We start from the raw sequence: 6,706 nt of genomic DNA, 5'->3' as shown, positions 1-6,706 counted from the left end.
AACTTGGCGCCGAAGGCGCTGAGCATGCGCTCGCTGTGATCGCGGGAGCGGGCCGGCTCGATCACGGTGGTGGAGCCGCTGGCCGTGAGGGCCGCCAGCAGCAGGGCCGATTTCACCTGGGCCGAGGCCACGGGGGTGCCGATCACCGCGCCATGGAGCTGGCAGCCTTCAATCGCCAGCGGAGCGAGGTTGCCGCCCGCCCGGCCGCGGATCAACGCGCCCATGCCGGCCAGCGGCTGGCCCACCCGGGCCATCGGCCGCCGGCGCAGGGAGGCATCGCCATTGAGCACGAAATGGCGGCCCGTGCGGCCCGCCAGCAGCCCCAGCATCAGGCGCATGGTGGTGCCTGAATTGCCGCAGTCGAGCACATCATCGGGCTCCTGGAGGCCATCGAGGCCGACCCCCTGCACCAGCACCGGCTCACCGGCCTGGATCGGACCGATCGAGACCCCCATGGCCCTCAGGCAGGCGGCGGTGCTGAGGGGATCTTCGGCGGGGAGCAGGCCCTCGATACGGGTCTCGCCTTCGGCGATGGCACCGAAGAGCAGAGCCCGGTGGGAAATCGACTTATCGCCCGGCACCCGCACCGTGCCGCGCAGGCTGCGCTCCCGGCCAGCACCGGCATTGGAGCCCAGGGTCAGGGGGCTGCCGGGAGCGGGGGCGACGGCCATGCGATGGAGTGGCGAGGCGAAAGGGGAATCGGGGGAGCCTAGGCCTGAGCTTCCGCTGGAAACGCCGGCGACTGCGAGCCATTGAGACGATCACCCGCATCCCCCAGTCCGGGCACGATGCGGAAGGCCTCATCCAGCTCGGGATCGATGCAGGCGGTGTACACGCTGAGATCCGGGAAACGCTTGCCGAGGGTCGCGAGCCCGGGGCTGGCTGCCAGGGCCGTGATCACCCGCAACCGCTGACCGCTCACCCCCCGGGCCTCCAGGCGCTCCAGCACCTGGATCAGGCTGCCGCCAGTGGCCAGCATCGGATCGAAGACCATCACCCCCACCCGCTCGCCGATCCTCTGCGGCAGCGCGTCGAGGTAGCAACTGGCCTCGCCCGTGCGCTCATCCCGCACCAGGCCCATATGGGCGACCCGGGCGGAGGGCAACACTGCCTGGGCTCCGGCCCACAGCCCCAGGCCAGCACGCAGCACCGGCACCGCCAGCACAGGCACCGACGGGTCCACCACCATGCCGTCGGTGACGGCCAGAGGGGTCTGCACCTGCAGGGATCGCTGGGGCAACCAGTCGCGTACGGCTTCATAGGTGAGCCAGCGACCCAGCTCGGCCATGGCGGTGGCGAACAGCGGCGAGGGGGTGTCCTGATCCCTCAGCAGAGTGAGCCAGTGGGCGATCAGGGGGTGGGGTGGAACAACCACCCGCAGCGACATGCTCATGTGCCATAGCTTGAGCCGTCACGCTACGTGCGCCGTGCCGTCTGCTCTTCGGGTGTCCAGGCCCCACCCTTCTCTTGGGCAGCGCATCCACCGACGCTGGTGGTCGCTGCTGGCCGGACTGATCCTGCTGATGGGCAGCTCGCTGCTGATGGGGGTGGGGAGCGCCGCTGCGATCACGGCACCGGAGCTGCGGGGCCAGCGTGCCCTGCAGGATCTTCAGCCCGACATGCACGGCCGTGACCTGCGTCAGCAGGAGTTCCTCAAAGCCTCAATGGGCGGCTTCGACCTCAGCGGCAGCGATCTGCGCGGGGCGGTGTTCAACTCCAGTGATCTCACCAACACCAACCTGAGCGCAGCCAACCTCGAAGACGCCGTGGCCTTCGCCACCCGCTTCGATGGGGCCGATCTGAGCGGGGCTGTACTGCGCAACGCCATGCTCATGCAGAGCCGTTTCACCGGTGCCCAGATCGAGGGGGCCGATTTTAGCGACGCCGTGCTGGATCTCTCCCAGGTCAAGGCCCTCTGCTCCCGCGCCGATGGCGTCAACCCAAGCACTGGGGTGTCCACGGTCGAAAGCCTGGGCTGCCGGTAACATTCGGGTCCGGTTCCGGTGGTGAACAGCCACCGGGGGCAAGGGGGAAAGTCCGGTGTGAGTCCGGCGCTGTCCCGCAGCTGTGAAGCCCGTGCTCCGGTCGACAACCGCCGCACGAGCCAGTCAGAACACCCGCCGGTACTCCCTCTCGTGCCGGCGCGGACCAGAATTCCAGACCATGACCTTCCTGTCACGGGATCCGGCTCGGCTACGGCAGCCAGCACGGCACTCCCGATTCTCTCCCCGACCCAACCAAAACATCCCTAACGGAGCCAGCTTTAGGCCCACCCCCGGGAATCTGATCACCCTGGCCGGGCTGGTGCCCCTGCTGCTGCTCTCGCTGCTGGCTGCTCCCGCCTCGGCCCACCACCTGATGGAGGCCTTCGGACTGAGGGAAGGGGCCATGGCTGGTTTCCTCAGTGGGCTGGGCCATCCCTTGCTCGGCCCTGACCATCTCCTCTTTCTGCTCAGCCTCGGCCTGGTGGGGCTGCAACACCCTCTGCGCTGGGTGATCGCCCTGCTGGCGATCGGCCTGGGCTCCACCGCCCTGGGCCTGGTGCTGCCTGTGCCGCCCGGCAGCGAACTGCTGGTAGCCCTCTCGCTCGTGGCCACCGCTCTGGTGGTGCTGGGCCGCTGGCCACGCTGGATCCTGCTTCCCGCCATCGCCCTGCACGGCAGTGTCCTCAGCCAGCCAGTGCTGGGCTGGTCGTTCTCAGCCCAGGTTCTCTATCTATTCGGGCTTCTGATCAGCCAAGGGGCCCTGCTGATCACGGCCGTCACCCTGGTCCGCTCCTGGGCCCGGGGGCTTGAAGCCGCCAACCTGCGACTGGTGGCCGGGGTGATGATCGGCATCGGCGCCACGTTCGCCTGGACCCAGCTGGTGCCCTGACGATGGCAATCCCCACCGCAGTCCCGCCGGCCCCGCTCGCCAGCCGGCGGCTGCCGGTCACCGTCGTGACCGGTTTTCTGGGCGCCGGCAAGACCACGCTGCTGCGCCAGCTGCTGCTCCACAGCGGACAGCGCCTGGCAGTGCTGGTGAATGAGTTCGGCGAAGTGGGCATTGATGGAGCCCTGCTGCGCAGCTGCGGCTTCTGCCCCGAAGACGAGCTGGAAGGTCGGCTGGTGGAGCTGGCCAACGGCTGCCTCTGCTGCACCGTCCAGGACGAGTTCCTGCCCACCATGCAGATCCTGCTGGCCAAGGCCGATTACCTCGACGGCATCGTGGTCGAAACCAGCGGTCTGGCCCTGCCCGAGCCGCTGGTGCAGGCTTTTCAGTGGCCTGAGATCCGCACCCGCACCCGCGTCAATGGCGTGGTGGCGGTGGTCGATGGCGAAGCCTTGGCTCAGGGCAGCGTGGTAGGCGACCCTGCGGCCCTGAAGCGTCAGCGCTCGGCCGACCCCAGCCTCGACCACCTCAGCGACCTCGAGGACCTCTTCCGGGATCAGCTGGCGGCGGCGGACCTGGTGCTGATGAGCCGGGCCGATCGGCTCGATGGTCCCCAGAGTGAGGCCGTTCAACAACAACTGGCGCCGCTATGCCGACCTGGAGTACAGGTGCTGCCGATGGTGCGCGGAAAGGTTCCTGCCGAGCTCATGCTCGGCCTTGAGCGCGTTGAGCCGGCCCCCGGGCACCGTTCGGATCAGCAGGGTCATCCCGCTGACCATGACCACGACCACGACCACGACCACGACCACAGTCATGTGCCGATGCAGTCGCTGGCGTTGCAGCTGCCGGGCGACTTCGAGAGGCAGGCCCTGGAACGCCTTCTGATCGAGCAGATCGTGGAGCAGGGGATCCTGCGACTTAAGGGCTGGTTGCGTCAGAGCGGCAAGCCAAGGCCCCTGCAGATCCAGGCGGTCGGTCCGCGGCTCGATTGCTGGTACGACCGTCATCCCGGAGAACCCACAGCCGAAGGAAGCCCAGGCCTGGAGCTGGTGGTGCTGGGCCTGCACCTCGACCGAGGACGGCTGGAGAAAGCACTGGGCGGCGCGGCCCTCAGCACCCGGGCCTGAGGCGGCCCTCAATCCAGCGGGAAGGAACCCTTGGCGCAGACCCCGTCCCAGCAGAGGGCATGGTCGTCCTGCCAGCGGCCACTCACCGGCTGCCAGGGGCCGCTGGAGCGGCGCATCTCCACAGAGCCGCGACCGTCGTGGCGGAAAATGACCCGCAGACCCTCAAGGTCGATCTGCCAGCGCTCCCCCACCGACTCCACCGTCATCACACAGGGGTGCCAGGGGCCATTCTCAAGACGACATTCCAGCTTGTAGGCCGGAGGCTCGGCCCCCAACGCCGTTCGCGAGACCCAGCCCAGCCCCATCACCACGACCGCCGCCAGGGTCAGCGCGGCGAAGGCTGACAGGGGCCGCCGTACAGGCAGCGCCAGGGGTGGGGCTTGCATGGCTTGGGTCTCCTCCGTCTCACCCTTTCAAGCTGGAGCTGGGGCTGGCGGAGCGGGAACACGGGCTGCCAAGATTTAACAAACGCCCTGGCTGCCTGGTGCCCCGCTTTCACGCCCGTGTGCTGGTCTCGCTGAGGCCCTCGGTTCTCGATCCGGCCGGGGAGGCCACCCGCGCCGCCTCCAGCCGCCTAGGGGTGGAGGGAGTGAATCGCCTGCGCATCGGCAAGGCAGTGGAGCTGGAGATTGAAGCGGCCGATGCCGACACGGCCCGCTCGCGGGTTGAGTTACTCAGCGACCGGCTGCTGGCCAATCCCGTGATCGAGAACTGGGAAATGGAGCTCAGCGAGATCCCCGCCAATGGGGCGGGCCAATCGGCATGACGATCGGTGTGGTGGTCTTCCCCGGCTCCAACTGCGACCGGGACGTGGGCTGGGCGGCTGAGGGCTGCCTGGGAATTCCGATCCGCTTCCTCTGGCACGAGGAGCGGGACCTGACTGGCCTGGATGCTGTGGTGCTGCCCGGAGGCTTCAGCTATGGCGACTACCTCCGCTGCGGCGCGATCGCCCGCTTTGCTCCAGTGCTGAAGGAGGTGGCTGAATTTGCAGCCAGGGGCGGCCCGGTGCTGGGGATCTGCAATGGCTTTCAGATGCTCACCGAACTGGGTCTTCTCCCCGGTGCTCTCACTCGCAACAGCCGACTCCACTTCGTCTGTGAGCCCACAGCCCTGACGGTGCGCCCTGGTGGCTGCTGCTGGCTCTCCAGCTACGGGGAGGGCGAAGTGATCAACCTGCCGATCGCCCATGGCGAAGGCCGTTACCAGTGCGAGCCGGCCACCCTCGCGGCCATGGAGCAGGCCGGCCAGGTGGTTCTTCGCTACCAGAACAATCCCAACGGTTCCGTGGGTGATGTGGCAGGTCTGTGCAACCCTGCCGGCAACGTGCTCGGGCTGATGCCCCACCCGGAGCGGGCCTGCGACCCCCGCACAGGCGGGATCGATGGCCAGCGCCTGTTGGCCAGCCTGCTGAACTGAGTCGTCCGCCTCAGGCAGGCAGCAAAAAGGGGGCTCATGGGCCCCCACGATTGATGCGGTGATCCACTGCCCACTGGGGGCGAGCGGTCAGTTGACCGCTCAGTTGACCGCGGCGAAGAACTCCTTGCTGCCGACGGGGTCAGGATTCATGGTCTTCTCGCCCGGTGTCCAGTTGGCGGGGCAGACCTCATCGGGGTTTGCCTTGACATGCTGGAAGGCCTGAAGGACCCGCAGGGTCTCTTCGACATTGCGGCCCACCGCAAGGTTGTTGATGGTGGCGTGCTGGATCACACCGTCGGGATCGATGATGAACAGACCGCGCAGGGCCACACCCGCGTCCTCATCAAGAACGTTGTAGGCGGAAGCGATCTCCTTCTTGAGGTCGGCCACCAGGGGATAGGCGATGTCCCCGAGGCCACCCTGCTTGCGATCGGTCTGAACCCAGGCCAGGTGGGAGAACTGGCTATCCACCGACACGCCCAGCACCTCGGTGTTGCGGCTGGTGAAATCGCCGTAGCGGTCGTTGAAGGCGGTGATTTCCGTTGGGCAGACGAAGGTGAAATCGAGGGGGTAGAAGAAGAGCACCACGTACTTGCCGCGGTACTGGGAGAGGGTGACCGTCTGGAACTCCTGGTCCACCACAGCGGTGGCGGTGAATTCAGGGGCCTGCAGACCGACGAGCCGGGACATGCTTGAGAGGGGGGTGACGAAGGAGAGAGCAGGGAGCTCAGTCCGAACTCGGACCGACTACCACTTGCGACCGCAACAATTTATCACGGAACCCTGGCAAGAGTTGCCCTTAGGATGGATCAGGCGACGTCGGCTGATGCCCCGCCCCCTTTCCACAGCCTTTTCCAGATGTCCTGGGACCCTGTCCTGCTTCGTAAGTACAACAACACCGGTCACTTCCGCCTGCTCAACCAGCTGCGCAGCGAGCTGAAAACCAGCCCCCTCAACCGGGAGGAACCCGGCGACGAGGACGGGGGCGGGCGCTCACGCACCGGCACCCTGGTGCGTGCCGTGGATGTGCGGCCCCAGCTCTACGGACGAGCCAGGCGCTATGCGGGGCCAGCCCCGGCGCCCAACCTTCCTCCGGCCTCCGGAACTGAAGGAGGCTCTGCCTCTGCCAGTTTCCGTGAGCGCCTCAACGCCATCGAGATGCGCTGAGCTCAGCCTGGGGCTGATGGCTCCACCGCGCCAGTCAATGCCCTGCATCAGAGAGCGAATACACGACCTTGGCAGGCCTGGGATTCGCTTGTGATTGGGGCGACTTCAATCAGACGCCAAAAATG

The 6,706-nt window shown here is 67.3% G+C and carries 9 protein-coding genes, 1 pseudogene and 1 riboswitch; of the genes and pseudogenes, 6 read left to right on the top strand and 4 right to left on the bottom strand.

Going from position 1 to position 6,706, the window contains the following annotated elements; genetic code table 11:
- Nucleotides 1-671 (bottom strand): annotated as a pseudogene (locus tag KBY78_RS15040) (3-phosphoshikimate 1-carboxyvinyltransferase); the annotation flags it as partial.
- 38 nt (nt 672-709) lie between these two features.
- A complete protein-coding gene (gene upp / locus KBY78_RS15035) occupies nt 710-1,393 on the bottom strand; it encodes a uracil phosphoribosyltransferase (RefSeq protein ID WP_255144320.1) in 684 nt (227 codons plus the stop codon).
- A 130-nt stretch (nt 1,394-1,523) separates the two neighbouring features.
- On the opposite strand from upp, the gene KBY78_RS15030 reads away from it, so the two are divergent.
- The 3 genes from KBY78_RS15030 to cobW all read left to right on the top strand — a co-directional run bounded on the left by KBY78_RS15030 (nt 1,524) and on the right by cobW (nt 3,998).
- Nucleotides 1,524-1,985, top strand: a complete 462-nt coding sequence (locus KBY78_RS15030) for a pentapeptide repeat-containing protein (RefSeq protein WP_006171422.1) — start codon at nt 1,524-1,526, stop codon at nt 1,983-1,985.
- A riboswitch (cobalamin riboswitch) is annotated at nt 1,979-2,140 on the top strand. It overlaps the preceding gene by 7 nt.
- A 164-nt stretch (nt 2,141-2,304) precedes the next feature.
- On the top strand, nt 2,305-2,874 hold the full coding sequence (locus tag KBY78_RS15025; RefSeq protein WP_255144319.1) for a HupE/UreJ family protein: 570 nt from the start codon (nt 2,305-2,307) through the stop codon (nt 2,872-2,874).
- Nucleotides 2,875-2,876: 2 nt separating this feature from the next.
- Nucleotides 2,877-3,998: a cobalamin biosynthesis protein CobW gene (gene cobW, locus KBY78_RS15020; RefSeq protein ID WP_255144318.1), complete on the top strand. Its 1,122-nt coding sequence runs from the start codon at nt 2,877-2,879 to the stop codon at nt 3,996-3,998.
- Between the two features lie 8 nt (nt 3,999-4,006).
- Here the strand turns inward: cobW and KBY78_RS15015 are convergent, their stop codons facing one another.
- The gene (locus KBY78_RS15015) at nt 4,007-4,384 is read right to left on the bottom strand and encodes a hypothetical protein (protein WP_006171425.1); all 378 of its coding nucleotides are present in this window, start codon (nt 4,382-4,384) and stop codon (nt 4,007-4,009) included.
- A gap of 98 nt (nt 4,385-4,482) precedes the next feature.
- On the opposite strand from KBY78_RS15015, the gene purS reads away from it, so the two are divergent.
- Together purS and purQ are read left to right on the top strand one after the other, a co-directional pair.
- Nucleotides 4,483-4,764, top strand: coding sequence for a phosphoribosylformylglycinamidine synthase subunit PurS (gene purS / locus KBY78_RS15010; RefSeq protein WP_255144317.1), 282 nt, complete (start codon nt 4,483-4,485; stop codon nt 4,762-4,764).
- Entirely contained in the window at nt 4,761-5,414 is a 654-nt protein-coding gene (purQ, locus tag KBY78_RS15005; RefSeq protein WP_255144315.1) for a phosphoribosylformylglycinamidine synthase subunit PurQ, read from the top strand. Before purS ends, purQ begins: the two co-directional genes overlap by 4 nt.
- 99 nt (nt 5,415-5,513) lie before the next feature.
- Here purQ and KBY78_RS15000 read toward each other — a convergent pair whose 3' ends face one another.
- On the bottom strand, nt 5,514-6,104 hold the full coding sequence (locus KBY78_RS15000; RefSeq protein WP_255144313.1) for a peroxiredoxin: 591 nt from the start codon (nt 6,102-6,104) through the stop codon (nt 5,514-5,516).
- Between the two features lie 168 nt (nt 6,105-6,272).
- On the opposite strand from KBY78_RS15000, the gene KBY78_RS14995 reads away from it, so the two are divergent.
- A complete protein-coding gene (locus tag KBY78_RS14995) occupies nt 6,273-6,581 on the top strand; it encodes a hypothetical protein (protein WP_255144312.1) in 309 nt (102 codons plus the stop codon).
- The last annotated feature ends 125 nt before the right edge of the window (nt 6,582-6,706 follow it).

This window comes from Synechococcus sp. EJ6-Ellesmere (assembly GCF_024345875.1).
Lineage (GTDB): Bacteria > Cyanobacteriota > Cyanobacteriia > PCC-6307 > Cyanobiaceae > Regnicoccus_A > Regnicoccus_A antarcticus.
This window is presented reverse-complemented; position numbering and strand designations above follow the sequence as displayed.

What these genes read in the sequence shown, in the direction of transcription:
- cobW (WP_255144318.1), top strand. Translation starts at nt 2,877, where the DNA reads ATGGCAATCCCCACCGCAGTCCCGCCGGCCCCGCTCGCCAGCCGGCGG.
- KBY78_RS15015 (WP_006171425.1), bottom strand. Translation starts at nt 4,384, where the DNA reads ATGCAAGCCCCACCCCTGGCGCTGCCTGTACGGCGGCCCCTGTCAGCC.
- purQ (WP_255144315.1), top strand. Translation starts at nt 4,761, where the DNA reads ATGACGATCGGTGTGGTGGTCTTCCCCGGCTCCAACTGCGACCGGGAC.
- KBY78_RS15000 (WP_255144313.1), bottom strand. Translation starts at nt 6,104, where the DNA reads ATGTCCCGGCTCGTCGGTCTGCAGGCCCCTGAATTCACCGCCACCGCT.
- KBY78_RS15030 (WP_006171422.1), top strand. Translation starts at nt 1,524, where the DNA reads ATGGGCAGCTCGCTGCTGATGGGGGTGGGGAGCGCCGCTGCGATCACG.
- upp (WP_255144320.1), bottom strand. Translation starts at nt 1,393, where the DNA reads ATGAGCATGTCGCTGCGGGTGGTTGTTCCACCCCACCCCCTGATCGCC.
- KBY78_RS14995 (WP_255144312.1), top strand. Translation starts at nt 6,273, where the DNA reads ATGTCCTGGGACCCTGTCCTGCTTCGTAAGTACAACAACACCGGTCAC.